The organism is Kribbella sp. WER1 (assembly GCF_054189145.1).
In genome coordinates this window covers 8,064,587-8,090,042 of sequence record NZ_CM135186.1, presented here as the reverse complement: position 1 = coordinate 8,090,042, position 25,456 = coordinate 8,064,587, and the positions used below count along the sequence as shown (strand labels likewise).

The window sequence follows — 25,456 nt, the reverse complement described above, 5'->3', positions numbered from 1 at the left end:
CCGACCTTATCGCGCGGCCATAGCGCACTCGGCTTCAGGACACCATCCCGCACATCACAGTCGCTCACCAAACCGGACCAACCACTCGGTGATCCCTTGAATGCTGTGCGTTCCGGGGAGACCGGGGGTGGACGGCGTTGCCGGAGAGGGCGTGGTGGCCGGGGTCGTCGAGGGCGTGGGGGTGGCGGTGGTCGGTGAGGGGGTGCTGGTCGGTGTTGTCGTCGGTGCGGTGGGGCTCGGGGTGGTCGGGTGGGGGCTCGACGGGGAGGTCGGTTGGGTGGTGGGGCGTGTAGTCGGTTTCGTGGTCGGCTTCGGCGTGGTGGTTGACGGCGTGGTGGTTGACGGCGTGGTGCTGGACGGGGTGGTCGTGGGTGCCGAGGTTGTCGGGCCGACCGGTTTCGAGGTCGGCCGGGTGGTCGCCGACGGCTGGCCGGTGGGCGCCGGTGTGGGGTGGGCGGGACCTGGATCCGTGGTGGACCATGGGGGTGCCAGGTCGGTGCGGGTGGCCGACGGGGTCGGGGCCGGGCTCAGCGGCCGGCCGACCGGGAGCGACGGACGGCTGGTGGATCTCGACGTACCGTCGGTGCGTTCGACGGTCGGCGTGGACTGCGCGGACGGCGACTGTGGCGGATCGTTCGGGCCGAGCGGACCGAAGTACAGGAAACCGGCGAGCAGGGCGACACCTGCTGCGCCGGCGCCCAACTTCAGCACCGGCGGACGGCGACGGACATGCCGCGGACTGGACTGCCTCACAAACAAACCTTTCACCCCAGGCCGCCCAGCAGCCTACCGAGATCGAGGCCTCAATCGAAGCTCACGGTGAGTGCCTGAACGGCTCCGTCCGGCGTCCAGCGCAGCTCCATCGTCCCCGTACCACCGCCCGACCAGCGGAAACGCGCCCGCTCGTCGCCGTCCGTGACCAGCTCCATCGTCTCGTCCGGCGGATTCTCCCGGTACGCCGCCGCGATCGCCGTCCGACCTTCGAACGGTCCGGCCGGTACGCCGACGAACGTCATCGTCGCGTCCACCGCGAACCGTTCCGCGAACGTCTCCCAGTCGCCGCTCGTCACGGCCCGGTTGAACGCGGCCACGTGGTCCGCCGTACGGCTCATTTCCGGTCTCGGAGGATCTTCCGGATGGCGGCCACCCGGTCGGCGTACGCCGCTTCGCCGCCGCGGCGGGTGGGGTTGTAGTAGTCGGTGCCGTCGATCACGTCCGGGGCGTACTGCTGCGGGAGTACGCCGCGTGGGTCGTCGTGCGAGTACTGGTACGACGAGCCGTGGCCGAGCTTCTTCGCGCCGGCGTAGTGCGCGTCCCGCAGGTGCGGCGGGACCGGGCCGACCTTGCCGGCGTTCACGTCCGCGATCGCGGCGTCGACCGCTGTGATCACCGCGTTCGACTTCGGGGCGAGCGCGAGCGCGACCACCGCCTGGGCGAGGTTGATCCGCGCCTCCGGCATCCCGATCAGCTGCACCGCCTCGGCCGCCGCGACCGCGACCCCGAGCGCGGTCGGGTCGCCCATGCCGATGTCCTCGCTCGCGGAGATCACCAGCCGGCGGGCGATGAACCGCGGGTCCTCCCCCGCCTCGATCATCCGCGCCAGGTAGTGCATCGCCGCGTCCACGTCCGACCCGCGGATCGACTTGATCAGCGCCGACGCCACGTCGTAGTGCTGATCGCCGGCCCGGTCGTACCGCACCGCCGCCCGATCGACAGCCGTCTCCAACGTCACGAGGTCGATGTACGCCCGCTCCGGAACCTCAGCTGGTTCCGCGCCCGCTTCCTGGTATTTGACGGCCTGGTCGTGCTTGGCGCGGGCGCCGCCGGCGGCGGCTTCCAGGTAGGTGAGGGCCCGGCGGGCGTCGCCGCCGGCCATCCGGAGGAGGTGGTCGCGGGCGTCGGCGGCGAGCTCGACCTCGCCGTTCAGGCCGCGTTCGTCGGTGAGGGCGCGGTCGAGGAGGCTCGAGATGTCGTCGTCGGTGAGCGACTCGAGAGTCAGCAGCAGGCTGCGGGACAGCAGCGGGGAGATGACCGAGAAGAACGGGTTCTCCGTGGTCGCCGCGACCAGCGTCACCCAGCGGTTCTCCACCCCGGGCAGCAGCGCGTCCTGCTGCGCCTTGGTGAACCGGTGCACCTCGTCGATGAACAGCACCGTCTCGACCGCGCCACCCGGCCGGGCGAGATCCCGCCGCGCCCCGTCGATCACCTGCCGGACGTCCTTCACCCCGGCCGTCACCGCCGACAGCTCGACGAATTTCCGGTTGGTCTGATGCGACACGACCGCCGCGATCGTGGTCTTCCCGGTACCGGGCGGCCCCCACAGCAGCAGCGACATCGGCTGGTCGCCTTCCACCAGCCGCCGCAGCGGCGAACCGGGCGCGAGCAGATGCTGCTGCCCGACCAGCTCGTCGAGACTCCGCGGCCGCATCCGCACGGCCAGCGGAGCCGCCGTGTGGTCCGTGTCCGCGAGACTCCCGCCCCCACGGGCAGGCGCCGGCGCACCAGGAAGATCGAACAACCCATCACTCACCCGAGAAGCCTATCCAGCCCCACCGACACCGGCACGGCGTCGGGGGCCGAAGACCCGCTGCCAGGAGCCGCTGCGGTGCAGCAGGACGATGGTCGGGACCTGCAGCGCGACGATCGTGGCGACGGTGATCACCGGGTCGGTCGCGGGTACGACGGAGATCGGCAACGTGTACGACACCACGATCCGGACGACGCCGTCGACGATCGTCGCGATACCCCACCAGATCGTGATCCACTTCCACGCGTGCCGGAACCGCTCGTCCGTCTCCCACAACTCGTCCATCAGCGCGGCGCGGGGCGCGAACATCGCGCGGGTGACGACGTACGTGAGCGGCTGCGGGTGCCGCAGCGACCACAGGGTGATGCCGGCGAACGGCAGGCTGATCCACGCGTTCCGGACCAGCAGCAGCCGGGCGTCGCCGCCGATCACGGCGACGACCGTACCGGCGACCATGCTCACGACGACGGCCATCCCCACGAGGTCGGTCCGCCGGGTCCGGACCAGCGAGACCGCCGAGCTGATCAGTCCGGGGATCACGCCCGCGAGCAGCGCGGTCAGGTCGCTCACGCCGAGCGCCTTGAGGCCGTAGTACAGGGCGAGCGGGATCGCGATGTCGACGACGAGGAGCCAGGGGCCGCGGTGCGTGGGCATGGCCTGAGGTTCGCGCATCGCCCCGTCCACCCGCATCGAGCCGACGGCTGTGCACCCCTAGACCAAAGTCGAAGTCAGAACCGGAAGCGCACGATCCGCGACGACCGCCGGAAGCCGGGCAGCAGGTTCAGCACCGTGTACAGCCGGCGGACGTTCGGGGGCGCCTTCCGCAGCAGCTCGGGCGCGTCGTTCATCGGCGCCTCGTCGACGTACAGCAGCCGCGGATGCCAGGCGGCCAGCACGGCCGGATCGTCGAAGCCGGACGCGAACCGCGCGTTGTACCGGCGCCCGATCGGGTCGTACTTCGAGGTCCGCCAGGCCGACACCGACACCGTGTCGAACTCGAGCCCGCCGGACGGGAAGGCGTCGACGATGCCCGTCACCAGCTCCCAGACCTGGGTCTCGGTCAGGTACGGCAGGAGGCCCTCGGCGATCATCAGCGCCGGCCGGCCGCGCGGGATGTCCTCGAGCCAGGCCGGATTCGTGACGCTGGAACCGATCAGCGTGTAGTGCTCGCGCTCCGGAAGGATCTCCCGGCGCAGCTGGACGACCTCCGGATAGTCGAGGTCGTACCAGTCGACAGTGGCCGGCGGGTCGACCCGGAACACCCGGGCATCGAGTCCGCAGCCGAGGTTCAGCACGACCGCGTCCGGGTGCTCGGCGAGGAAGCCGCGGGCCCAGTCGTCAAGGGCCTTCGCCCGCACCACCGCGGCCAGACCGAGCTGGCTCGCCGCGAACCGGCCGCGGTCGTACTCCGGGTCCAGCCGCCGCATCGCCCGCTCGGCGTACTCGTCGCCGAGGACCGGATCCGGCAGCCGGTTGTCGAGGGCCTTCGCCTTCAGGACCGGCGTCAGGGTCTGCTGGACGCCGGTGAGGTCACTCGGCCTTCCCCTGCTTCGGTTCATCGTCCGACTCCTCCTCGTCGTCGGCGTCCCGCAGCTCCTCGGGGAGGTCGTCCTCGTCGAACTCCTCCGCCAGGATCTCCTCCGGCTCCGCGCCCGACTCCGGCTTGATCGCGTTCCGGAGCCGGCCGAGGATCCGGTCCGCCTCGGTACCGAACGGGTTGTCGTTCACCAGGTACGTCCAGGTCGCGGTCGGCCGCGGGATCCCGCTGGCCTCCTCGTTCAGGCCGTCGGCGCCGATCTCGGCCTCGGTGAAGGTCTCCGCCGCGTCCTTCCAGGAGTCCTCGATCAGCGTCTCGAACGACGCGATCGCGGACTTGTTGAACTCGTCGATCGGCTTCAGGTGCACGATGCCGCCGGCCAGCGACCGCAGGTGGATGCCCTCGCGCAGGTCGGCCAGGTACGCCAGGTGGTCGGTCCAGCGCCGGTCCAGATGCCCCAGCGCGATCCGCCGCGCCGCGCTCTTCACGACGTCCTCCCCGACCTCGTCGACGAGTTCGTCGTACCGCTCCTTGGCGCGCTCGGCGAGCTCGGTCGCGGCGAGGTCCTCGGTCAGCACCTGCTCGCGGGTCTCCAGCAGGATCGCGCGCTGCTGACCGGTGAGGCGGTTGTACTGCCAGGTGGTGCGGTGCAGCTCGGCGTTCGCGCCGTCCGCGACCCGCTGGGCGTGCTCGAGCATGCCGATCGACTTGCGGTCGGTGAGCCGGCCGGTCGCGTCCGGGTGCGGGCGCAGGCCCGAGGAGACGGAGTACCGAGTGACGAGTTCGTCGGCGAGCGACGCGAAGAACAGCGTGCCGCCCGGGTCGCCCTGGCGGCCGGCGCGACCACGGAGCTGGTCGTCGAGGCGGCGGGAGGCGTGCAGGCCGGTGCCGATCACGTACAGGCCGCCGAGCTCGACGGCCTTCTCCTTGTCGTGCGACTCGTCCTTGCCGCCGAGCCGGATGTCGGTACCGCGGCCGGCCATCTGGGTGGACACGGTCACGGTCCCGGGGACGCCGGCCTCGGCGATGATGCCGGCCTCTTCGGCGTCGTTCTTCGCGTTCAGGACCACGTGCGGGATGCCGGCGGCTTCGAGCTTGTCGCTGAGCTGCTCGGACTCCTCGACGCTGTGCGTGCCGATCAGGATCGGTCGGCCGGTCTCGTGCACCTCTTCGATGTGCTTGACCAGGGCGTCGTTCTTCTGGTCGACGGTCAGGTAGAGGCGGTCCTGGACGTCCTTGCGGACGTTCGGCGTGTTCGGCGGTACGACGGCGACCTCTACGTCGTAGAACTCCTGGAGCGACTCGCCGACCACGACCGCCGTACCGGTCATGCCACAGAGAGAGTTGTAGCGCTTGATCAGCGCCTGCACGGTGATGCTGTCCAGCACCTCACCGGAGTCGCTGACCGGCACGGCCTCCTTCGCCTCGACCGCAGCCTGCAGCCCATCAGGCCAACGCTGCAGCTTCGCGACCCGGCCCCGGCTGTTGTTGATCAGACTGACCTTGCCGTCCCGGACGAGGTAGTCGACGTCTTTACGCAGCAACACCTCGGCATGCAGCGCAACGTTCACCTGAGTAAGCCGATCCAGGTTCTCGTCGTCATACAGATTGAACCTCGCCCGCTCAACCTCGCCTTCCTCAGCACCTTCTTCGGAGTCAGCCTCTTCGGCTTCCGCGGTGCGTTGGCCGAGGGCTTCTTCTACCTTGTCGGTGCCTGCGTCGGTGAGGGCTACGGTGCGGCCGTCGCCGTCGATTTCGTAGTCGACGCCGGCGCGGAGGGTGCGGACCAGCTGGACGACATCGTCGTCGAGGGCCTCGTTGCGGGTTGCGCCGGCCAGCACCATCGGCACCCGGGCCTCGTCGATCAGCACCGAGTCGGCCTCGTCGACCAGCGCCACGTCCGCCTCGGCGGTGACGCGGTCGGCGACGTCGGTGACCAGCCGGTCCCGCAGTACGTCGAAGCCGATCTCGTTGACCGGCACGTAGCAGACCTCGGCCTGGTACGCCGCCCGCCGCTCCTCCGGCGTCGACGCCTGACCGACGTGCGACACCGTCACGCCGAGCAGCTCGTACACCGGGCCCATCCACTCGGCGTCCCGCTTGGCGAGGTAGTCGTTGACCGCGAGCACGTGAACCTTGCGGCCGCCGAGCGCATACCCGGCGGCGGCGATCGCGCCGGCCAGCGTCTTGCCCTCACCGGTCGCCATCTCGACGATCCGGCCCTGCAGCATCGCCAGCGCGCCGACGACCTGGCCGTCGAACGCCCGCTCGCCGATCGCCCGCCTGCCCGCGTCCCGGGCCAGCGCCAGGAACTCGATCTGCTCGTCCTCGTGCAGCCCGCCGGTGGTGCGCAGTTCCGCGACCGCCTCGGTGAGCTCTTCGTCGGTCAGCGAGAGGACCGATTCCTCCGCCTCGCCGACCAGCTGGGTGAGCCGTTCGTACGGGCCGAGATCGATCGAGCCGGGGCGCTGCAGCAGCCGGCGGAAGCGGGAAGCGATTTTCAGGGCCATGATGCAGGCAACGTACAGCGTTGACCGGTCGTTCCGCGCGTCAGGGTCGCCAGTGGTACGGCGTTGTAACGGTGACGGCGTGCAGCCCGAGATTCTGCAGGATCGGGCGGGAGTCCGCGGACGCGTCGACCCGGAGGAACTCGTACCCGCGCTCCTTCGCCAGCCGGGCCCGATGCGCCAGCAAAGCGGAGTACAGCCCCTGCCGCCGCCACTCCGGATGCGTCCCGCCGCCCCACAGACTCGCGAACCCGGTCCCGGGATGGAACCGGATCCACGCCGCCGACAGCACCGGCCCGCCGGTCAGCACGTCCTCCACCAGGAACACCGACAGCCGGTCCGGGAACATCCGCGCCTCGCCGGCCAGGTGCTCGACGATCCGCTCGTTCCCGTTGTGCCACAACGAGTCCGTGAGTACGGCGATCCGCTCGTAGTCCGCCGGCCCGTCCGCCTCCCGCAGCCGCACCTTCGACGGCAGCGCCGACGGCCGCGCGAGCACCCGGTCCACCTCGCCGAGGATCAGCGTCTCCGGACCGTCCGCGACGAACCCCTGCCGTTCGAGCCGCTGCGCGACGTCGGCCGGCTCGTCGTACGCGTACGTCTTCCACTCGAACGGCAGGGCGCGTTCGGTGAAGAACGCGACCTCGCCGGCGATCACCGCGTCCGGGTCGTCCCCGAGCCCGCGCGGCGCCTCGACGAACCCGGCGCCGTCCGGGCCCTCGACGTACGAGCGATGGACGAGCCCGACGTGCTCCTGCTTCCAGCCGGGAATCGCGTCGGCGTCGGGCAGCCGGATCCGGCGGTGGAACACGTCGAGCAGTTCGTCAGGGGTCATCCGCCCATCGTGCTCCACCACCGCAACCGCTTTACGGCAGCACGCGGTTGAGCAGGTCGTAGAACGTGTTCGCCAGCACCAGCTCGTACGGATCCGTCAGCAGCGGGCCGAGTTCGGCCATGTCGGACGCGGACCACGACCAGGCGCCGATCAGCCCGGAGATGAACAGCGGGCTCGCGCCGTCCCAGCTCGCGATCCGCTGGTCGAGCGCGGCCTTGAACTCGGCCGCCTTCCCCGGTGCACCCCAGCCGCCGGTGATCGGGATCCCGCCTTGCCGGGCGGTCAGCGTGTCACCGTCCCAGGTCTGCATGATCCCCTTGGTCGGCGTGTAGTCGGCGTATCCCTTGGCGATCTCCTCCGACAGCAGCACCCACGTGTTGTTCTGCCGGCCGCTGTACGCGTACACCTCCTCCAGTCCGGTCTGGCGCATGAAGCGGCCCGACATCTTCAGGTACTGCGTGAGCTCGTCGGGCTTCCACGACGCCGGGTAGGTGTAGCCCGCGCCGGACGGGCCGCACACGAGCAGGTCGTTCGCGGTCGCGGTGCGCTGGAAGTAGCTGTAGATGTTCGGCCCGGTCTCGACCAGCAGCGGGTCGATCGTCCAGTTGGTGGGCACCTGGCCGCGCTTCGGGTCGTCCCAGATCTCCCGCAGCCGGCGTTGGCAGTACTGGATGTTGTCGCCCTCGCCGAAGGTCAGCGTCAGGTAGACCTTGTTCTTCGGCTTGTCGATCCGCCGGGTCGCGCGCGGCTTCTCGGAGATCGGCGAGGCGAGACCGGCGTGCACGGTGCCGTTCATGTAGAAGTCGGCCGCGACGACCGGCGAGCCGCCCTTCGAGGCCAGGTCGACGCCGTCCCACTCACCGGAGACGTCGTTCGCGAACCAGCCCATGTACGGCGCCAGCGTCGGCCACTTCGCGTAGTGCTCGATCAGCAGGTCGCCGGTCGCGCCGCCCGGTGGCAGCCAGCTCACCAGGGCCTTGGTGGCAACCACGTAGTCCCGGAAGTACGGGAACGGCTCGACGCGGGTCGGCGACGTGTCGGTGGCGCTGACCAGGTACTGGTTCCACATCTCCACGGTGACGACCAGGGACGTCGTACCGGCGGGTGGTGCGATGCGGTAGATCCAGTAGTTCCCGCCGTCGGCGAATCTGTTGGCCTCACCACCGATCGAGGAGTGCGAGCCGTCGAACAGGTACGGCGCCTCCTCCGGGCTGTTCGGCTCGAACGTCGCGATCACGGTGCCGTTCGCCTTGATCGACACGTGCCGCACCGAGGCACCCCAGCCGTCGTCGGTGAACGAGTCCGCGAACTTGACGTACACGGCCTCCTTCCCGAGCTTGGCCGAGACGTCCAGGTCGTACGTCCCGCGGTTCGACGAGTCCCGGATCTGCTTGGTCTCGCGGGCGATCTCCAGCCACTGCACGCCCTCGACGTCGACCACGCGGGTCGGCGGGAGGCCGGCGAGCAGCTGCTTGCTGACCCGTGGGAACAGGTTGTCGAGCTGCCACCGGTACGTCTTCACCCGGTCGTCGTCGAACATCCCGCGTAGGTCCTTGACGATCTTCAGCCCGTACGCCTTCGCCTGGTCCGCGTTCGCCACCACGGCGTTCTCCAGCCCGGCGAGCGTCGTCGCGACGTTCAGCGAGTCCGGTACGGCGTCGTCGTACACGATCGCGCCCCGGATCCGGCTCCGGTACTTCGCGACCAGGTCCAGCGGGTTCTTGTACAGCTTCTTCGGCAAGCGCATGTCGGACAGCCACTTGGCGTCCGGCACGCTCGCGGTCCCGGTGTCGTAGATGAAGTACAACTCCGGCTCGGAACGGTTGACCACGCCTTGCAACGTTGTCAGCAGGGTCTGATCTTCCCCACTGAGCTTGCTGACGTCGCCGTAGTCCAGGTGTCGTGGGCGGTTGAACACCGGCAGCAGCCGAGCGGGGCTGCCGGACGTCGATGAATCTGCAGCATTTGCGGTCAATGCGAAGGGCTGGACCAGCCCCGCGGTGACCGCACCGCTACCCGCCAGGAACGCACGTCTCGAAACCATCGCGACCACTCCCTGAGGTTGACATCGATGTCAAATCTGCCGGGAATGTAGCAACCCCAGGAGAGCGTGTACATAGCTCGCTTGGAATCGTTTCCGCCGATCGCGCGACAAGCGGTGGTGTCGCGCGACAAGCTATTGCCTGTCGCGCGACACCACCGGGTGTTCCTAGTCGCCCTGGCCGGTGCGGGCGCCGCGGGCCTCGATGGACTCGGGGAGGGCGGACTCGGGGAGTCCGACGAGTTCGGCGACGGGGGTCAGGCGGCCTTCGAACTGGGCGGCCAGTGGGGCGGCTCCGACGTGGGTGGTGGTGGTCGGTTCGTCGATGTGGTGCAGGCGGACGTGGATGCCGGTGCGGGTCTCCGGGGTGATGTCGGAGGCCGGGATGCGGGCGGTGAACTCGTAGATCTCCCGCGGGGTGACGTGGTGGCCCTCGGGGCCTTCGGGCATCGGGAACGAGCGCTGCGTGTTCGGGTCCGCGACGGTGCCCGCGTGCAGCAGGCGGTCCTGGTACGTGACCTCGTACGCGTCGGCTCCGTGGAACGTGGTCGACTGCGCCAGCGGACCGTCCACCAGGTGGCTGTCGACGACCGTCAGGCGGTCGCCGCGGACGCGGATCCGGAGCCGGACGTACTGCTCGCCCGCACCGCCGGTACGACGTGCACCCGCGGCCTGCTGGTCCGGGTATCCACCGGCCAGCTGCTCCGCCGACTCGCGACTGGCCGCCTCCCGGTTGAACGCGGGCTTCACCGCCCGGCTCACGTCCGGGCCACCCACGGCCGCTCCCGGCTGCTTCGGATCCGGCTTGGTCGGTCCTGCCTTCGGTGGTACGGCGGCGTGCCGGCGACGGGCCTCCCCGGCCGGCGTCTTGGTCGGCCGGCGGTCGCGCGCGGCCGGCCGTTCCGTCTGCGTGCCTTTCGTGTGTTTCATCGTCGGCCTCCTTACCAGTTCCGGCCGTAGCGGTAGTTGTGGATCCAGCGGTAGTAGATGCGGTCGAGCGTGATCCCGCGGCGCCCGTTGACGACGCCGAACCAGTCGGTGTTGTGGACGTACAGCTGCGGCCGTCCGCTGCGCCCGGTCATCCGGGCCGGCTCGAACCGGTCGACCGCGCCGAGGTTCCACTCCCCCACCCAGTCGCCGACGTAGTCCGCTTTCAGCTCGGTCCCCGAGCTCAGCATCCGCCCCAGGTACTCCGTCGACCAGTCCTGGTAGTTCCACGCCCACAGGTCGCAGCGCCCGGTCCCGTCGATGTCGGCGGCGAAGAACTGGTCGTGCCGCGCCAGCCCGTCCCAGCCCGGTACGTCGCCGTCGTGGCGGTGCACGTACGCGAGCCCGGACCCGGTGGACCGGAACAGCCCGAGGTACGCCATCGACCAGTCGAGCCCGTTGAACACGAACACGTCGCACTTCCCGTCCCCGTCGAAGTCGCCGAGGATCAGCTGGTCGTGCTGCGCGAGTCCGCCCCAGCCCGGGATGTCGCCGTCGTACCGGTGGATCATCGAGTACCCGGAGGCGCTCGCGGAGAACAGCCCGACGTACGCCATCGACCAGTCGTCGCCGTTGAAGATCACCAGGTCGTCGCTGCCGTTGCCGGTCAGGTCGCCGACGAAGAACTCGTCGTGCCGGGCCAGCCCGCCCCAGCCCGGGATGTCGCCGTCGTAGCGCCGGCTGACCCAGAACCCGTTGCCGGTCGAGCGCAGCAGGCCGACGTACGGCATCGACCAGTCGTCGGTGTTCACCACGACGAGGTCGTCGCGGCCGTCGCCGTTCAGGTCGGCGACCAGGAACCGGTCGTGCGCGGCGAACCCGCCCCAGCCGGGAATGTCGCCGTCGTACCGCGCGACCAGCCGCAGGCCGCCGGCGCCGTCGGACTTCAGCAGGCCGAGGTACGGCATCACCCAGTCGACGCCGTTGAAGATCGCGACCTCGTCGGTGCCGTCGCCGTCGAAGTCGCCGACGTACACCTGGTCGTGCGGCATGAACTGCCAGGAGCCAGGGACCCGTTCGACGGCGCTGAAGCTGTGCTCGAGCGCGGTACCGTCGGCGCGGAACAGCTGGATCGACGTGCCGTGGTGCAGCAGCAGGTCGCTGCGGCCGGTGCCGTAGAAGCGGCCGGCGTAGGCGTTGCGGAACGTGTGCTCGGTCTCGTGGTCGCGGGCGGTCTTGATCGACGTGTAGCAGACCGGGCAGTACGGCGGCGTGTTCGTGTTCATCCGGCAGTTCTCGACCGGCCGGTAGATGCCGGTGTTGTTCGTGCCGCCGCCCTCGAACAGGCCGACGTCGGTGTTGCTGTTCCAGTCGGCCGGGCGCGGGCCGTTGTTGTAGTTCGCGGCGGCCCCGGTCCCGGTCGGCAGCGGGGTGCTCGGCGCGATCAGGTGCGCCCACTTCGTGGTGGCGCGGTCGGTGATCGTGGTCAGGTTGATCCAGCCCTGCTCGCCGCCGGTGTAGGCGCCGGCCGCCGAGTACTCGTCCGCGAATCCCCCGATCCCGTGGCCGAACTCGTGCGCGATCACCGTCCAGTTCACGCCCATCGGGACGTGCGCGCGGCCGCCGCCTCCGCAGCCGCCGTAGTTCGGGTTGTTGAGTACGACGAGCAGCTCGTTCCAGTCCGGCACCCACTTGTTCAGCGCGGCCTGGATCCGGGCCTCGGTGTCCGTCCCGTACTCGAGCCAGCAGTGCGCCCACGAGCCGCTGAAGATCATCCCGAGCGCGGTGTCGCGGATCGTCTGCGAGGCGATCGTGTCGTCCGACGGGTCGGTCGGCGTGCCGTGCTCGTCGTACGTCCGGGTGCTGACGCCGGAGTCCACGGACTCCAGGTTCACCCGGTAGATGTTGTACGCCGACGCGTCCTCACTGTAGTAGTCGTGCCCGAAGACGCCGTCGATCAGCGTCGTCTGCACCCAGTTGTTGTACGCGACCTGATCGACCGCGGTGAACCCGTCCCCCAGCACCGCGATGTTCCGCTTCACCCCAGGCGGACCTGCCTTCCGCAGCACAGTCATGCTGTCAGCCATCACTCCCCCTTACGCAGCGGCGCCCCCAACGAACACCCCCTAAATTCGCGGAGACGCGGGCCGCGTCCGGTGATACAACCGTGCGATGCGGTACTACGTCGCGGAACACCAGGAGGCCTACCGCCGGCTTGAGCGGGAAGGGCTGACGCAGTGGAACGACCTGTTCGGGGAGAGCTGGACGTTCGACGACTTCCCCAACCGGGCGTTCCTGGAGAGCGTGCTCGATCGGCTCGTCCCGGGTGGTGACGTGCTGGAGTACGGGTGCGGCACCGGGCCGGCGGCGTGTTTCCTCGCGGCGCGCGGGTTCCGGGTGGACGCAGTCGACCTGATCCCGGAGGCGATCACGGTCGCCCGGCGGCTGGCGCGGGAGCGGGGCGTCGAGGTGACCTTCGACGTACAGGACATGTGCGCGCTGCCGGCCGGGAGCAAGCAGTACGACGTGGTCCTGGACAGCTACTGCCTCCAGTCGATCGTCACCGACGCGGACCGGGCGAACGTCCTGCGCGCGGTCCGCGAACGCCTCAAACCCACCGGGTACTACGTGTTGTCGACGGCCATGTACGACCCGGACCGCGTCTACGACGGCGAGTTCCGGTACGACGCCACTACCGGCATCTGCTACCAGGAAACGCCCGAGCCGTCGCGCGACGCCGTACAACTCGACGGCACCTGGTACCTCCCACACCGCCGCCACCTCCGCACCGCCGCGCTCCGGGCGGAACTGGAGAACGCCGGCCTGTCCGTCGTCGTGCAGGACGGCGGCAACGTCATCGCAACAGCAGAGTCGTGGACGACAGCGGCTGTGCCGACGCTGAAGACTGCGATGAGGGTGAGGTAAGCGACTGCCCTTGCTGTCGCGTGTTGCGGCGCACCGGTGACAAGCGCCGCCGCAGCGAGCGCAACGGCGACCACCGCGACTGCAGCGGCTACGACTGTTGCCTTGGCCGCCAGCACCGCGGCACGGCTTGGTACGGCTGCGAGCGTGGTGTTGATGAGACCGTTGCTGTACTCGCCACTCACCACCAGAACGCCAAGGACCGCAACGGGTGCCTGGCCCGCGTACACGCCGATCAACGGTGCCTTCACGGCCACGCTCAGCCCTACGCTGACGATCGCCGTGGCCACCAACAGCCACGCCGCGCCGGGTGTCGTGCGCAGCTTGGTCCACTCGGCTCTCACACGTCCCTCCGGCGCAGTAGAACGGCAGCAACGCCCAGAGCGATAACGGCGTACGCACACAGAACGCCAACACCAGCCAACGGCGACAGCGGGTAATACCCGTTCGCCGGCGTGTAAACGCTGTCGACCTGCGGATAACGCACCAATGTCTGCTGTACGGCGAACGCGGCCGCCGGGGTGAACCGCGTGATCCACAACGCCAACGACGGCGGCAGAAATGGCGTGAGTGCCAACAAATACGGCAACACCGTCACAACCACCACCGTCGTCACCGCCGTCGCACTGCGCCGCAAGATGACACCTACGCTCAACGCCAATACAGCCGTGATCGCCAGCACAGCCGCCGTACCGATCTCGATCCGCAGCAACGTCAACTGCCCCACCGGGAACACATACGCACCAAGGCCCCGCAACACTCGCAACCACACAGGTACTGCGATCACACTAGCGACGAGCGTCCACCCGAAGGTCGCACCGGCGAGCACAATGCCCTTCACCAGCAGCACCCGCACCCGGCCACCGCCAGTGGTCAGCGTGCTGCGAATCAACCCGTACCGGTACTCCGTGGTGATCATCAACGTGCCCACGACGACAATCACGATCAACGCCGGGAACGTCCCGAACAGCACGTCCCCCGCGGCAGCCGCCGTCGGTACGTCGCTCCGCGTCGCCGGGCCGATGTCACCGCTACCGCGCAAGGTGAAACCGACCGCGCTCCCCTGACCCGAACCGGACCAACTCGCGTCCGGCCAAGCGCCCGACACCTGAGGCGTGCCGAAGGCAGCCGTCGCCGTGTCATCCGCGATGCTCACACCACTGATCCGCGACGGGCAAGCGACGAACAGCCCTGCCTGCGCGGCGCCACCAACCCCCTGCACCCGGTCGACCACGCTCCAACGGATGCCGTCCGCCGACACCTCACCGGTCACCGCGTCGCCCGTCCGCGTCAACCGCAACCACCGACCGCCCGGCCCGGCCGTGTCGGAGAAGTAGTCGTGCTGCATCCGCACCCCGTGCTGCCCGGTCACCATGATCGCGACGTACCGCGAACCTGACCTGAGGATCAGGCCCGCCTTCGACCACGGGGTGTCCCGCTCGGACGTCAGCTTGTTCACGGCAACGGTGAGCTGCCCGTCGCCCGTCAACGGGCGGCCCACGAAGTAGTACGCGTTGTTGACCGGCGGCCCACTCGGCCGTGGTGTCTCGTCCCCCGGGCCGCCGCCCAGGCCGGCCAACGGAATCAACAGGATCAGCAGGCCGGCCGCCAGGATCCCCCGCATCCAGCCCGGTACCGACCGGAACTTGGTCCACTCTGCTCGCAGCAGGTTCACGTCGCCGCTCCCCGGTACTCGACCGCTCCGGCCGTCAGTTCCAGGTACGCGTCTTCCAGCGTCGCTCGATGCGCCGTGACCTCCGAGAACGGCACTCTGTGCGCCGTGAGCACGGCCACGATCTCCTCGGCCCCGAGCCCGCGGACGACGCCGTCCGCCACCTCACCACCCGCAGCCGCGAGCACTGCTGCGGCGTGGGCCGGTGCGCTCGTCCGCAGCCGTACGCGATCCCCTGAGACGGCCGCGATCAGCTCAGCCACAGTGCTGTCCGCCAACACCCGTCCGCGGCCCACAACCACCACGTGGTCGGCCATGTCCTGCAGTTCGCTCATCAGGTGGCTGGAGACCAGCACAGCGCGCCCTTGCTCAGCCATGGCACGCAGGAAGCCGCGCAGCCACACAATGCCCTCTGGGTCCATCCCGTTGAACGGTTCGTCCAGCATGATCGCCGGTGGATCACCCAGCAGCGCGGCCGCGATCCCGAGCCGCTGCCGCATTCCCAACGAGTAGCCACCGGCAGGACGACGCCCTGCTCCCGTCAGCCCCACCAACTCGAGCACCTGGTCAACCCGTCCCTGCCCGAGCCCTTGCGTCTGCGCGAGCCACAGCAGGTGGTTCCGGCCGCTCCTGGCCGGGTGCAGGGCAGACGCGTCCAGCAACGAACCCAGCGAGCGCAGGGGATGCTCTAACGACCGGTAGGGCTTGCCACCGACCAGTGCCTCGCCCGCGTCCGCCGTCTGCAATCCCAGGATGATGCGCATGGTCGTGGACTTCCCGGCACCGTTGGGCCCCACAAACCCGGTAACCCGGCCAGCACGCGCCGTGAACGTCATACCGTCCAGTGCAGGCGTTCCGCCGTACCGCTTCCGCAGTCCGGCCACCTCGATCGATGTCATGGCCTGGTTTTGTACGCGGACCGCGGTGACGTCCTGGTGCGCGCCGCCGTCACCTGGCTGTCACCGCGTACCCGGCACCGTTGGTGCATCGATAGGAGCTGTGCGGATGAGGGTGCTGGTGGTGGAGGATCACCGGATGCTGAACCGGCTGATCGCGACCGGTCTGCGGCGGGAGGCGATGGCGGTCGACACCGCGCACGACGGCCGCGACGCGCTGGACCGGATGATCAGCACGCGGTACGACGTCGTCGTCCTGGACCGGGATCTGCCCGAGGTACACGGCGACGAGGTCTGCCGCCGGATCGTGGCCGAGGGTTCGGAGTCGCGGATCATGATGCTGACCGCGGCCGGCACCGTCCGCGACCGGGTCGAAGGCCTCGGACTGGGCGCCGACGACTACCTGCCGAAACCGTTCGACCTCGCGGAACTGGTGGCCCGGGTCCGGGCGCTCGGCCGCCGGTCCGCGCCGGCGCTGCCGCCCGTCCTCGACAACGGCGACCTGAGCCTGGACCCGAACCGGCGGGTCGCGTTCCGCGCCGGGCTGCGGCTGGACCTCAGCCCGAAGGAGTTCGCGGTCCTCGAATACCTGCTCGCCGCCGACGGTCGCGTCGTACCGGCCGAAGAGCTCCTCGAACGTGTCTGGGACGAAGCGGCTGACCCGTTCACGACGACTGTGAAGACCACGATCGGCCGCCTGCGCGGCAAGCTCGGGGCACCACCGGCGATCCACACCGTCCGGGAGGGCGGCTACCGGATCGAGGCATCATGACGACGCTCCCGCGCCTTCGGGTGCGACTCGCGGTGCTGCACACGACGCTCTCGTTCGCCTGCTGCGTGGTGGTCACCGCGATCGTTGCACTGGGCATGTTCCAGGGCAGTAACACGTCCAGCAACCTGCCCGACGTCCTGCTGTACGCCGGAGTCGCGCTCGTACTGCTGGCGGTTGTCTCGAGCGCCGTCGGGTGGCTGATCGCGGGCCGGGCACTGCGTCCGCTCGACGCGATCACCCGATCCGCGCGGAACCTGTCCGCTCGGGACCTGGAGACCCGGCTCACCGCGCCGCCCGGGTACCGCGAGTTCACCGAGCTCGCCGGCACGCTGGACGACCTGCTGCGGCGGCTGCACGAGTCGTTCACGGCGCAGCGCCAGTTCGTCGCCAACGCGTCCCACGAGCTGCGGACGCCGCTGACCGTGCAGCGGACGCTCCTCCAGCTCGCGCTGGACGATCCGTCGCCGGACGCGCTCCGATCCGCGTGTGCGGAGCTGCTCGACCTCAACCGGCAGCAGGAGCAGCTGATCGACGCCCTCCTCACGCTCGCGACCGGGTACGACGGCGTCGACCGGTGGGAAGCCTTCGACCTCGCGGACCTCACCGCGCGGATCGTCGAGGAGCATCAGCCCGACGCCGAGGCTCGCGCCGTCGACCTCCGTACCGCGCTGGCGCCGACCGCCGTCACGGGCGACGTACCGCTGACCACAAGCCTGATCGCGAACCTGCTGGTGAACGCGATCCGGCACAACGTCCCCGGCGGGGCCGTCGACGTCGCGACCGCCGACGGCCGGCTCACGATCAGCAACACCGGCCGCCGGATCCCGCCCGACGAGCTCCGGAGACTGACCGAACCGTTCCAGCGCGCCCAGTCCGACGGCCACGGCCTCGGCCTGGCGATCGCCACCGCCGTAGCCCGCGCACACCGCGCCGACCTGACCGTCCGGCCCAACCCAGCCGGCGGGCTGCAGATCAGCTACCAGGCGCGCTGAAGGATCGCGGTCGCCTCCGCAAAGGACAGGCCGGCCTCGCGGGCGGCGGCCGCCAGCTTGGCGGCGGCCGCGTGGGTGGCGGCGTCGTTGATCTGGCTGCGGGATGCCAGGACGAACGTCCCGTTCCGCCCGCGGGTCTCGACCAGCTGGTCCGCCTCCAGCTCCTTGTAGGCGCGGGCCACCGTGTTGACGGCCAGCCCGAGGTCCAGCGACAGCTGCCGGACCGTGGGTAGGCGGGTGCCCTGGGCCAGCTCCCCGGCGCGGATCAGCGCCTCGATCTGTGAGCGCACCTGCTCGTACGGCGGCGTCAGTCCGACCGGGTCGACCGTGATGTCCATCCGGTCAGCATCTCAGGTGAAGTCGGCCGCCGAGAACGGCTTCTGCTCGACCAGCACCAGCCAGTTGCCGGAGTTGTCCCGCAGGATCGCCTCCACGCCGTACGGGCGGTCGGACGGCTCCTGGATGAACTCGACGCCCTTCACGGTCAGCTCGGTGAACGTCTTGCGGCAGTCGTCGGTGCCGATCCCGAAGCCGTGCATCGTGCCCTTCGCCATCATCCGCTTGACCGCGGCCGTGCCCTCCTCGTCGAGCGGCGGCCCGGGCACCGCGAGCTGCAGCTCCAGCTCCGGGTGGTTCGGGTGGTACACGGTGCACCAGCGGAACTCGGGCAGCTTGATGTCGTCCTTCAGCGTGAACCCGAGCTTCTCGGTGTAGAACGCCTTCGCCTCGTCGACATCGTTCACGAAGACGCTCACCAGGCTGATGTTGGTGATCACAGGTTCCTCCAAAACGTCGGTGGTACGACGCTAGTCCTCCGGTTCCACCGGCGGCTTCTCCGGAATTGCGGAGTTCAGTCCCAGCATGAACACGAAGCAGCCCGGGATCCGCGGCCCGGTCTGGGTCCGCTGGTACTGCGTCGGCGGCATCCCGACCAGCTCGGTGAACCGCTGCGAGAACGACCCGAGGCTCGCGTACCCGACCAGCCCGCACACCTCGGTGACGGTCAGGTTCGTCGCCCGCAGCAGGTCGGTCGCCCGCTCGATCCGCCGCCGGGTCAGGTACTGCATCGGCGTCTCGCCGTACGTCGCCGCGAAACAACGCAGGAAGTGGTACTTCGACACCCCCGCCGCGGCCGCCAGCGCCGCCAGGTCGAGCGGCTCGGCGTAGTTGCGATCGGCAACATCCCGCGCCCGCCGCAGATGCGGCAACAACTCGGTCGGTACGACGACGCTCACGGTGAAACCCTAGGGACTTTCGGCCCGTACCGAAAGACTGGCGGGGCGGTGGCGGCGGTCCGACACTCGGGTGTATGAGAGTCGGACAGGGCGGTACCGGGCCGGGAGCGCACACGCGGGACGGCAGCGCGGTCGAACTGTACGAGGTCACGCCGGCGCACGGCGAGGACGAGCTGATCGACGCCGCGATCCCGCCGCGGAGCAGCATCCTCGAGCTCGGCTGCGGCACCGGGCGGATCACCCGCCCACTGCTCGCCCGCGGTCACCAGGTGGTCGCCGTGGACGAGTCGCCGGAGATGATCGCACGGATCACCGGGACCGAGACTATCCGCTCCACGATCGACGAACTCCGGCTGGACCGCCGGTTCGACGTGGTGCTGATGATGTCGTTCCTGATCAACGTCGCCGACGACGCCGAACGGCTCCGCCTGCTGCGGACGTGCGCGCATCACGTCCGCAGCGGCGGGTCGGTCCTCCTCCAGCAGGAGATCGCCCGGCACGCCCCCGCCGTACTCGAGAACGAACGCCGCAAGCTGGTGATCGCCGACGTCGAGGAGCTGCCCGGCGGAGCGCAGGCCGCGACGTTGACGCACATCGTCAACGGCCGCTCCTGGTCGCAGCGGATCGTCACCAAGTACCTGTCCGAGGACGAGCTGACCGCCCAGCTGGCCGAGGCCGGCCTGCGACTCGGCGGCTACCTCACGCCCGATCGGATGTGGGTCCGAGCACACCTCAGCTGAGACACAGTCGTACGGCGGCATCCTGGAACGCGGCGCCGGCCGCAGCTGCGGTCATCCGGCCGGCGGCCAGCTCACCGGCCGCCGCGTGGCCGACCGCCAGCACCGCCGTGACGAGCCAGTCGACGGTCACCCCGGGCACAAGCAGGCCCACCTCGGCCGCGGCCAGCAGGACGCTCCGCAGTCCACCGGTGATCGGTTGATGCGCCTCGCCATCCGCGCCACTGTCCTGGTGCGCGAACAACGCCGGATTCAGCAGCGCGGGGTTCGCCTCGATCACCCGCCACGACCTGGCCGCCCATTCGGCGATTCCCGCCCGCGGCTCGTCCGGCAGCGGCGTACCACCGATCCGCTCCGCCACCTCGACGGTCAACCGCTCGACGAGTACGTCGAACAGCTCGTTCCGCCGATCGAAATGCGCGTACAGCGTCTGCCGGCTGACCCCGGCCCGCGCCGCGATGTCCGCCATCGACGGATCGGCCCCGGCCGCCAGCAACTCCTCCGCGGCACGGACGATGCCGGCCGCATTCGCCCGGGCATCCTCGCGCTTTTTCCTGGACATGCTTGTCAAGGTTAGCGGATCGGATTACCTTGACAGACATGTCAAAGATAATGTCGATTCGCACCGAGACCGATCTCGTCGGCTACCTGACCAGGTATCCCGTCGACGTGGCCTTCGGTCCCGAACCACCCGAGGACGTGTTCGATCGTTACCATCGCGAGGACTTCCTGATGGTGAACGACGGGGTCTCACTCGACCGGCAGCGGCTGATCGCCCATGTGCGGCCGGCGCGCAAACGCGCGACGTCCGTCGAGGTCGAGGTACACGACGCGGTCGTCGGCGAAGGCTTCGCGGCAGCGCGCTACACGCTGACCGCGACCATGCGCAAGGGCAGCCCGATCGTGACGGAGATCCGCGCATTCAGCACGCTCGCCGAGGACGGCCGGCTACTGCGCACCGAGCAGTTCACCGACATCGCGACCTGACCTCCACCCGGTCGGCGGAGGTCAGGTCGGCAGGTGCTAGCCGAGCCCGCCGCCCTGCTTGGCGAGGGAGTCGAACTGGGTGCGGCTGAGCTTGCTGGTGTCGCCCTTCAGCGCGGCCGGGCGGGTGCAGATGACGCCGGCGGGGACCGAGCCGGTCAGGTACTGCAGCGCGTTCTTGAACGAGTCGCAGCGCCGCTGGTCCTCGGCGCCGGCCGGGTACCCGATCGCGGCGTTCACCCGGCCCATGTCGAGGTTGTCGGCGTACGGGTTGATGTTGCGGGCAACGGTCCAGTACCAGCGGGCGATCGGCGCGCTCCACTGCAGCGACAGCGCCAGGTCCGGGTTGCCGAGCAGGTCGATGCCGAGGTACTGCCCGGCCGGGCCGTAGTTGAAGTCGCCGGTCAGCTGAATGTATCCGCGGCCGCCGTACGGGCGGGTGTCGCCGATCTCGCGGATGTTGTACTCCAGCCGCGACTCGTGCACCAGCGTCGCGAGGAACGCGGCCTTCCGGTACGGCGTGTTGATCTGCGCGTCCTTCATCGCCTGGTTGAGCGACGGGAGCCCGGTCTCGACGATCGACGGGTTCGCGATCCGGGAGCCGAACATCGCCTGCACGTCGGCGAGCGTGATGTCGCCGCCGGTCGGCGGCGGGTTGTCGCTGCCGCACTCGGGGACGCCGGGCAGCTTGTCCTCGGGGACGGCGATGTACACGACGGTCACGTACCCGCCGAGCGCGGGCACGTGCGCCCACCACTCGCTGGTGCCGTCCGAGTTGGAGACCCGGTCGCCGTGCTTCTGGCAGTCGACGTCGATCGCGGTCGGGCCGCTCAAGGTCCGCACGACCGCGGACGACACGTAGGCGTCGGCGCGGACGTTGACGCCGCTGCCGTACGTCCTGAAACCGGTCGCGGAGGCCGGGACCACCGCGGCGAAGGTCAGCCCGAGGCCGACGAGAAGAGCTAGGAAAAGACGACGCATGAGCACTCCTGGGGCGAGGAGGGGGCGGACGTCGTGAAAATCTAACTAAGCATCTTCACGACGTCGCCAGTCTGCTCCCAAACCCCGGATTGCTCAACCCTTCTCGGGTTTCGCGTCCACCCCCGCCTCCTTGCGCTGGGCGGCCGTGATCGGCGCCGGGGCCGCGGTCAGCGGGTCGAAACCGCCGCCGGACTTCGGGAACGCGATCACGTCCCGGATCGACTCGGTACCGGCCAGCAGCGCGGTGATCCGGTCCCAGCCGAACGCGATCCCGCCGTGCGGCGGCGCGCCGAACTTGAACGCGTCGAGCAGGAACCCGAACTTCTCGGTCGCCTCCTCGTCGGTCAGGCCCATCACCTTGAAGACCCGCTTCTGCACGTCCTCGCGGTGGATACGGATCGACCCACCACCGATCTCGTTGCCGTTGCAGACGATGTCGTACGCGTACGCCAGCGCCGAGCCCGGGTCGGTGTCGAACGTCTCCAGCGAGTCCGGCTTCGGCGACGTGAAGGCGTGGTGTACGGCGGTCCACGCACCGGAACCGACCGCGACGTCACCCGCGGCGGTCGCCTCGTCGGCCGGCTCGAACAGCGGCGCGTCCACGACCCACACGAACGACCAGGCCGACTCGTCGATCAGCCCACCGCGACGGCCGATCTCCAGCCGGGCCGCGCCGAGCAGCGCCCGCGACGTCTTGACCGGACCGGCGGCGAAGAAGATGCAGTCGCCCGGCTTCGCGCCGACGTGGTCGGCGATCCCCGCGCGCTCCTCCTCGGACAGGTTCTTCGCGACCGGACCGCCGAGCTCGCCGTCCTGGCCGACCAGGACATACGCGAGGCCCTTGGCGCCGCGCTGCTTGGCCCACTCCTGCCACGCGTCCAGCTGCTTGCGCGGCTGGTCCGCGCCGCCCGGCATCACCACGGCACCGACGTACGGCGCCTGGAAGACCCGGAACGGGGTGTTCTTGAAGTACTCCGTGCACTCGACGAGCTCCAGGCCCATCCGCAGATCCGGCTTGTCGGAGCCGAACCGCGCCATCGCCTCGCCGTACGTCATCCGCGGGATCGGCGTCTGCACGTCGTACCCGACGAGCTTCCAGAGCGCGGCCAGGATCTCCTCGGCGAGCGCGATCACGTCGTCCTGGTCGACGAAGCTCATCTCGATGTCGAGCTGGGTGAACTCCGGCTGCCGGTCGGCGCGGAAGTCCTCGTCGCGGTAGCAGCGGGCGATCTGGTAGTACCGCTCCATACCGGCCACCATCAGCAACTGCTTGAACAGCTGCGGCGACTGCGGCAGCGCGTACCAGCTGCCCGGCTGCAGGCGGGCCGGCACCAGGAAGTCGCGCGCGCCCTCGGGCGTCGACTTGGTCAGCGTCGGCGTCTCGATCTCGACGAAGTCGTGGTCGGCGAGCACCGCGCGGGCGGCCTGGTTGACCTTGCTGCGCAGGCGGATCGCCGTACGGGGGCCCTGGCGGCGCAGGTCGAGGTAGCGGTACTTGAGCCGGATCTCCTCGTTCACCGGCGTCGCGTGGTGCTCCTCGACCGGGAACGGCAGCGGGGCGGCCTCGTTCAGCACCTCGACCTCGGACGCGATCACCTCGATCTCGCCGGTCGGCAGGTTCGGGTTCGCGTTGCCCTCCGGGCGCGGCGACACCTCGCCGACGATCTTCAGGCAGTACTCCGAACGCAGGCCGTGCGCGGCCTCCTCGTCCCGGATCACCACCTGGACCGTGCCGGACGAGTCGCGCAGGTCGATGAACGCCACGCCGCCGTGATCGCGCCGCCGCGCCACCCAGCCCGCGAGAATCACGGTCTCGCCGGCGTCCTTGGCGCGCAGCGAACCAGCGGAACGGTTACGGATCACGAGTTCTCCTCTTGCGTGACGATGCTTGGTCGTAGGTCTGCCACCGGCGGCGCCCAGGTCGCGGCGTCCGCCGGTACCTGCTCACCGCTCCGGATGTCCTTCACTTCGGGCCCGTTCTCGGTGCTGAACCAGACGAACGGAATCCCCCGCCGGTCGGCGAACTTGATCTGCTTCCCGAACTTCGCGGCGGCCGGTGCCACCTCGACGGCGATCCCCCTGGCCCGCAGCTGGATCGCGGTCCGCATCGCCTCCGCCCGGTCCTCCTCGGAGTTCAGCGCGATCAGCACGGCCGTCGGCGTCCGCCGATTCGCGCTCAGCAGCCCCTTCGTGACCAACCGGTGCACCAGCCGCGACACCCCGATCGAGATCCCGACACCCGGGTACGTCGTCTTCCCGTCGGACGCGAGCGAGTCGTACCGCCCGCCCGAGCAGATCGACCCGTACCCCTCGTCCCCGATCAGCTGCGTCTCGTACACGGTGCCCGTGTAGTAGTCGAGCCCGCGGGCGATCTTCAGGTCCGCGACCAGCAGCCCCGGAGCGTGCTCGTTCGCCGCCGTCATGATCTGCGACAGCCGCTCGAGGCCCTCGTCCAGCACCTCGTGCTGCACGCCGAGCGCCCGCACCTGATCGGCGAACGACGCGTCGGTCGACGAGATCTCGGCCAGCCGCAGCACCTGCTTGGCGGTCTCCGCGGACAGCCCCGCCGTCGTCAGCAGCTCGGTCACCTTGTCCGGGCCGATCTTGTCCAGCTTGTCGACGATCCGGAGCGTGCCGACGATGTCCTCGATGCCGAGGCCGCGGTAGAAGCCCTCCGGGATCTGCCGGGTGTTCACCTGGATCCGGAACGGCGGGATCGGCAGCTTGCGGAACGCGTCCGCGATCACCAGCGGCAGCTCGACCTCGTAGTGGAACGGCAGCTCGCCGCTGTCGATGATGTCGATGTCGGCCTGGGTGAACTCGCGGTACCGGCCCTCCTGCGGGCGCTCACCACGCCACACCTTCTGGATCTGGTAGCGCCGGAACGGGAACACCAGCTTGCCGCTGTGCTCCAGCACGTACCGCGCGAACGGCACGGTCAGGTCGAAGTGCAGCCCGAGCGCCGCGTCCTCGTCGGCGTTCGCGGCCAGCCGGCGTACGCCGTAGATCTCCTTGTCGGCGTCCTCGCCCTGATTCGACAAGCGCTCGACCGGCTCCACCGCGCGCGTCTCGATCGACGCGAAACCGTGCAGCTCGAACGTCTCCCGGATGGTGTCGAGGAACTGCAGCTCGACGATCCGGTCGCTGGGCAAAAACTCCGGGAACCCGCTGAGTGGGGTCACCTTGCTCATATCTGTGGAATCTCCAGGTCCTGCAAGTAGGGGTTGGTCGCCTTCTCCCGGCCGATCGTTGTCTGGCCACCATGACCCGGCAGGACGACGATCTCGTCGCGCATCGGCAGGATCTTGGTGGCCAACGTATGCAGCATCGCCGGATGGTCGCCGCCTGGCAGATCCGTCCGGCCGATCGACCCGGCGAACAACACGTCACCGGAGAACAGCACCGCGGGCACCTCTTCGGGCCCGTCGTACGGCGTCGTGAACGTGACCGACCCGCGGGTGTGCCCCGGCGTGTGGTCGACGGTGAACCGCAGGCCCGCGAGCTCCAGGGACTGCCCGTCCTTCAGCTCGGCCACGTCGTCGGGCTCGGCGAACTCGTGCGAACCGCCGAGCAGCATCCGGGCCGTCTCCGGGCTGACGCCGGCCATCGGGTCGGCCAGCAGGTGCCGGTCGTCCGGGTGGATCCAGGCGGTCGCGTCGTACGTCCCGCAGACCGGCAGGACGGAGGCCATGTGGTCGATGTGGCCGTGCGTGAGCAGCACGGCGACCGGCTTCAGCTTGTTCTCCCGGACCACCTGCTCGACGCCCGCGGACGCGTCCATTCCGGGGTCGACGACGATGCACTCCGCGCCCTGGCCGGTGGCGACGACGTAGCAGTTCGTACCCCACGCACCCGCGGGGAACCCGGCGATGAGCACGACAGACCTTCCTG

25 protein-coding genes are annotated in these 25,456 nt (G+C 69.6%); 6 read left to right on the top strand and 19 right to left on the bottom strand.

The window, feature by feature from the left end:
* Positions 1–127 precede the first annotated feature (127 nt).
* Positions 128–823: a hypothetical protein gene (locus ACXJJ3_RS39395; RefSeq protein ID WP_458167101.1), complete on the top strand. Its 696-nt coding sequence runs from the start codon at positions 128–130 to the stop codon at positions 821–823.
* On the opposite strand, the gene ACXJJ3_RS39390 is transcribed toward ACXJJ3_RS39395, so the two are convergent.
* The 9 genes from ACXJJ3_RS39390 to ACXJJ3_RS39350 all read right to left on the bottom strand — a co-directional run bounded on the left by ACXJJ3_RS39390 (position 804) and on the right by ACXJJ3_RS39350 (position 12,461).
* Positions 804–1,112, bottom strand: coding sequence for a nuclear transport factor 2 family protein (locus ACXJJ3_RS39390; protein ID WP_458167099.1), 309 nt, complete (start codon positions 1,110–1,112; stop codon positions 804–806). The genes ACXJJ3_RS39395 and ACXJJ3_RS39390 overlap by 20 nt on opposite strands.
* The gene (locus ACXJJ3_RS39385; protein WP_458167098.1) at positions 1,109–2,530 is read right to left on the bottom strand and encodes a replication-associated recombination protein A; all 1,422 of its coding nucleotides are present in this window, start codon (positions 2,528–2,530) and stop codon (positions 1,109–1,111) included. Before ACXJJ3_RS39385 ends, ACXJJ3_RS39390 begins: the two co-directional genes overlap by 4 nt.
* A 9-nt stretch (positions 2,531–2,539) precedes the next feature.
* A complete protein-coding gene (locus ACXJJ3_RS39380; protein ID WP_458167097.1) occupies positions 2,540–3,181 on the bottom strand; it encodes a VC0807 family protein in 642 nt (213 codons plus the stop codon).
* A 74-nt stretch (positions 3,182–3,255) separates the two neighbouring features.
* A complete protein-coding gene (locus ACXJJ3_RS39375; protein ID WP_458167096.1) occupies positions 3,256–4,086 on the bottom strand; it encodes a class I SAM-dependent methyltransferase in 831 nt (276 codons plus the stop codon).
* On the bottom strand, positions 4,058–6,574 hold the full coding sequence (locus ACXJJ3_RS39370; protein ID WP_458167095.1) for a preprotein translocase subunit SecA: 2,517 nt from the start codon (positions 6,572–6,574) through the stop codon (positions 4,058–4,060). Before ACXJJ3_RS39370 ends, ACXJJ3_RS39375 begins: the two co-directional genes overlap by 29 nt.
* 40 nt (positions 6,575–6,614) lie before the next feature.
* The gene (locus ACXJJ3_RS39365; RefSeq protein WP_458167094.1) at positions 6,615–7,406 is read right to left on the bottom strand and encodes a GNAT family N-acetyltransferase; all 792 of its coding nucleotides are present in this window, start codon (positions 7,404–7,406) and stop codon (positions 6,615–6,617) included.
* Between the two features lie 31 nt (positions 7,407–7,437).
* On the bottom strand, positions 7,438–9,450 hold the full coding sequence (locus ACXJJ3_RS39360) for a GxGYxYP domain-containing protein (protein WP_458167093.1): 2,013 nt from the start codon (positions 9,448–9,450) through the stop codon (positions 7,438–7,440).
* A 165-nt stretch (positions 9,451–9,615) separates the two neighbouring features.
* Positions 9,616–10,377 carry a hypothetical protein gene (locus tag ACXJJ3_RS39355; protein ID WP_458167092.1) on the bottom strand — a complete coding sequence of 254 codons (762 nt, stop codon included), beginning with the start codon at positions 10,375–10,377 and terminating at the stop codon, positions 9,616–9,618.
* 11 nt (positions 10,378–10,388) lie between these two features.
* A complete protein-coding gene (locus tag ACXJJ3_RS39350; protein ID WP_458167091.1) occupies positions 10,389–12,461 on the bottom strand; it encodes a M64 family metallopeptidase in 2,073 nt (690 codons plus the stop codon).
* 85 nt (positions 12,462–12,546) lie between these two features.
* Between ACXJJ3_RS39350 and ACXJJ3_RS39345 the strand changes: the two genes are divergently transcribed.
* Entirely contained in the window at positions 12,547–13,299 is a 753-nt protein-coding gene (locus ACXJJ3_RS39345) for a class I SAM-dependent methyltransferase (RefSeq protein WP_458167090.1), read from the top strand.
* Between the two features lie 337 nt (positions 13,300–13,636).
* Here ACXJJ3_RS39345 and ACXJJ3_RS39340 read toward each other — a convergent pair whose 3' ends face one another.
* Positions 13,637–14,971: an ABC transporter permease subunit gene (locus ACXJJ3_RS39340; protein ID WP_458167089.1), complete on the bottom strand. Its 1,335-nt coding sequence runs from the start codon at positions 14,969–14,971 to the stop codon at positions 13,637–13,639.
* A complete protein-coding gene (locus tag ACXJJ3_RS39335; protein WP_458167088.1) occupies positions 14,968–15,867 on the bottom strand; it encodes an ATP-binding cassette domain-containing protein in 900 nt (299 codons plus the stop codon). Before ACXJJ3_RS39335 ends, ACXJJ3_RS39340 begins: the two co-directional genes overlap by 4 nt.
* 106 nt (positions 15,868–15,973) lie before the next feature.
* On the opposite strand from ACXJJ3_RS39335, the gene ACXJJ3_RS39330 reads away from it, so the two are divergent.
* Both ACXJJ3_RS39330 and ACXJJ3_RS39325 read left to right on the top strand, forming a co-directional pair.
* Complete coding sequence (locus ACXJJ3_RS39330; RefSeq protein WP_458167087.1) at positions 15,974–16,636, top strand: response regulator transcription factor; 663 nt, start codon at positions 15,974–15,976, stop codon at positions 16,634–16,636.
* Positions 16,633–17,628 (top strand): sensor histidine kinase, encoded by a 996-nt coding sequence (locus tag ACXJJ3_RS39325; protein ID WP_458167086.1) that lies wholly within the window; start codon positions 16,633–16,635, stop codon positions 17,626–17,628. The genes ACXJJ3_RS39330 and ACXJJ3_RS39325 overlap by 4 nt, the downstream gene beginning before the upstream one ends.
* Here ACXJJ3_RS39325 and ACXJJ3_RS39320 read toward each other — a convergent pair.
* Genes ACXJJ3_RS39320 through ACXJJ3_RS39310 form a run of 3 tightly spaced genes read right to left on the bottom strand, consistent with a single transcriptional unit; the run spans position 17,613 to position 18,863 of the window.
* Positions 17,613–17,966: a GntR family transcriptional regulator gene (locus ACXJJ3_RS39320; RefSeq protein ID WP_458167085.1), complete on the bottom strand. Its 354-nt coding sequence runs from the start codon at positions 17,964–17,966 to the stop codon at positions 17,613–17,615. The genes ACXJJ3_RS39325 and ACXJJ3_RS39320 overlap by 16 nt on opposite strands.
* A 12-nt stretch (positions 17,967–17,978) precedes the next feature.
* Positions 17,979–18,404 carry a VOC family protein gene (locus tag ACXJJ3_RS39315; RefSeq protein WP_458167083.1) on the bottom strand — a complete coding sequence of 142 codons (426 nt, stop codon included), beginning with the start codon at positions 18,402–18,404 and terminating at the stop codon, positions 17,979–17,981.
* A gap of 30 nt (positions 18,405–18,434) precedes the next feature.
* Complete coding sequence (locus ACXJJ3_RS39310) at positions 18,435–18,863, bottom strand: helix-turn-helix transcriptional regulator (RefSeq protein WP_458167082.1); 429 nt, start codon at positions 18,861–18,863, stop codon at positions 18,435–18,437.
* A gap of 74 nt (positions 18,864–18,937) precedes the next feature.
* Between ACXJJ3_RS39310 and ACXJJ3_RS39305 the strand changes: the two genes are divergently transcribed.
* On the top strand, positions 18,938–19,603 hold the full coding sequence (locus ACXJJ3_RS39305) for a class I SAM-dependent methyltransferase (RefSeq protein ID WP_458167081.1): 666 nt from the start codon (positions 18,938–18,940) through the stop codon (positions 19,601–19,603).
* Here ACXJJ3_RS39305 and ACXJJ3_RS39300 read toward each other — a convergent pair.
* Positions 19,596–20,162, bottom strand: coding sequence for a TetR/AcrR family transcriptional regulator (locus tag ACXJJ3_RS39300; protein ID WP_458167080.1), 567 nt, complete (start codon positions 20,160–20,162; stop codon positions 19,596–19,598). The two genes, ACXJJ3_RS39305 and ACXJJ3_RS39300, sit on opposite strands and share 8 nt — an antisense overlap.
* A gap of 38 nt (positions 20,163–20,200) precedes the next feature.
* Between ACXJJ3_RS39300 and ACXJJ3_RS39295 the strand changes: the two genes are divergently transcribed.
* Positions 20,201–20,587: a nuclear transport factor 2 family protein gene (locus ACXJJ3_RS39295; protein WP_458167079.1), complete on the top strand. Its 387-nt coding sequence runs from the start codon at positions 20,201–20,203 to the stop codon at positions 20,585–20,587.
* Between the two features lie 36 nt (positions 20,588–20,623).
* Here ACXJJ3_RS39295 and ACXJJ3_RS39290 read toward each other — a convergent pair whose 3' ends face one another.
* From ACXJJ3_RS39290 to ACXJJ3_RS39275, 4 genes are all read right to left on the bottom strand, one after another.
* The gene (locus tag ACXJJ3_RS39290) at positions 20,624–21,565 is read right to left on the bottom strand and encodes a glycoside hydrolase family 19 protein (protein ID WP_458167078.1); all 942 of its coding nucleotides are present in this window, start codon (positions 21,563–21,565) and stop codon (positions 20,624–20,626) included.
* A gap of 93 nt (positions 21,566–21,658) precedes the next feature.
* Positions 21,659–23,428 (bottom strand): aspartate--tRNA ligase, encoded by a 1,770-nt coding sequence (gene aspS / locus ACXJJ3_RS39285; protein ID WP_458167077.1) that lies wholly within the window; start codon positions 23,426–23,428, stop codon positions 21,659–21,661.
* Positions 23,425–24,756 (bottom strand): histidine--tRNA ligase, encoded by a 1,332-nt coding sequence (gene hisS, locus ACXJJ3_RS39280; protein WP_458167076.1) that lies wholly within the window; start codon positions 24,754–24,756, stop codon positions 23,425–23,427. The genes aspS and hisS overlap by 4 nt, the downstream gene beginning before the upstream one ends.
* On the bottom strand, positions 24,753–25,442 hold the full coding sequence (locus ACXJJ3_RS39275; protein ID WP_458167075.1) for an MBL fold metallo-hydrolase: 690 nt from the start codon (positions 25,440–25,442) through the stop codon (positions 24,753–24,755). The genes hisS and ACXJJ3_RS39275 overlap by 4 nt, the downstream gene beginning before the upstream one ends.
* Positions 25,443–25,456 lie beyond the last annotated feature (14 nt).